Origin of the sequence: Actinoplanes sp. NPDC089786, assembly GCF_040684855.1 — a bacterium.
Lineage (GTDB): Bacteria > Actinomycetota > Actinomycetes > Mycobacteriales > Micromonosporaceae > Actinoplanes.
Genome location: NZ_JBFBGU010000081.1, coordinates 1 through 1,193, shown reverse-complemented (window position 1 = coordinate 1,193; position 1,193 = coordinate 1). Strand labels below are relative to the sequence as shown.

1 protein-coding gene is annotated in these 1,193 nt (G+C 66.0%); it reads right to left on the bottom strand.

Features of this window, described 5'->3' with window-relative positions:
* Window positions 1-1,041 (bottom strand): IS630 family transposase, encoded by a 1,041-nt coding sequence (locus AB0O15_RS48000; protein ID WP_364334952.1) that lies wholly within the window; start codon window positions 1,039-1,041, stop codon window positions 1-3.
* Window positions 1,042-1,193: the final 152 nt, after the last annotated feature.

The window sequence follows — 1,193 nt, the reverse complement described above, 5'->3', positions numbered from 1 at the left end:
CTAAGCCCCTGGCAGGAACTGTTTCCCGTAACTCTGGGGTAGCCAGGGTGAGGTCCAGGGTGCGGCGGTGGTGAGGTTCTGGGCGTCGGTGCGGTGTTGGAAGAAGACGTGGGCTTGTTGGACGCGGTCGGTGATGGTGGCGGGTGCGGTGTTCGCGAGGGCTCGTTTCATGACGGCCCAGATCCGTTCGACGGGGTTGTCCTGGGGGCTGTATTTCGCGCCTTCGATCACCTGGATCCGAGGGTGTTCGGCGAGCCAGCGTCGGGTGATTGCGCTGTGGTGGGTGCTGCCGTTGTCGCAGATCACGGCGATGGTCGGGGCATTCGGGTAGGCGTCGAGCAGTTGTTGCAGGAAGTAGCAGAACACCACGGACACGTTCTTGACGCTGACGTGGTGGTGCACCGTGCCGGTGAGCAGGTTGACTGCGCCGTGCACGGTGCGGCGCACGTTGGTGCCGGGGGTCAGGATGCGGTGCCGCAGGCCGGTGGGCATCCAGCAGGAGCGGACCCGGGCGAGTAGGTCGAGGTGGGTTTCGTCCTCGGCCAGGATTACGGAGCCTTGCGGCAGGGCGGCGATCCGGTCGCGGATGTCGGCGCAGATGGTGTCTCGGTTGGGGTCGCTTTTGGCGATCAGGCGGGGTCGGGCCCAGCGGGCTTGTTCGCGGATGCGTCGGCGCATCGTGGACATGCTCAGCTGGGGCCGGCCCAGGGCTTTCCAGATACGTGCTGTGGTCCAGGATTTCGGGTTCTGCAGCAGGGCGTGGATGCGTTCGCCGAGGCGGGGGCTGCCTGTGCGAGGGCGTCCCGAGCGGGGCCGGTCGGGCAGACCGGCCAGGCCTTCGGCGTGGTGGCGGGCGATCCAGGCCCGAACGGTCTTCGGGTCGTAGTGCAGCAGGTCGGCGATCTCGCTGGCGTTGAAGCCGGCGGCGGACAGTACGACCATCACGATCCGGGTGGCGTTGCGCCAGGGTCCGTGCAGGGCGGTAATCAGTTCGGTGTGTTGCTGTTCGGACATGCTGGCGTAGACGTGCGCGGGGCGCATACTGGCGGTGACCTCGTCGGGGATCGCGTTCTGGTGTGGAAACTTGATCCGATCCCACGACGGGGTCTTTTCGTTGGTATGTCCCTCTCGCTGAGCGTGTTCGCTGACAGCCCATCACCAGTTACGTACCGAACCTTTGCCTACCCGCTTAG

Bases quoted from the DNA above. Each gene is read 5' to 3' on its own strand.
- AB0O15_RS48000 (WP_364334952.1), bottom strand. From the start codon at position 1,041: ATGCGCCCCGCGCACGTCTACGCCAGCATGTCCGAACAGCAACACACC.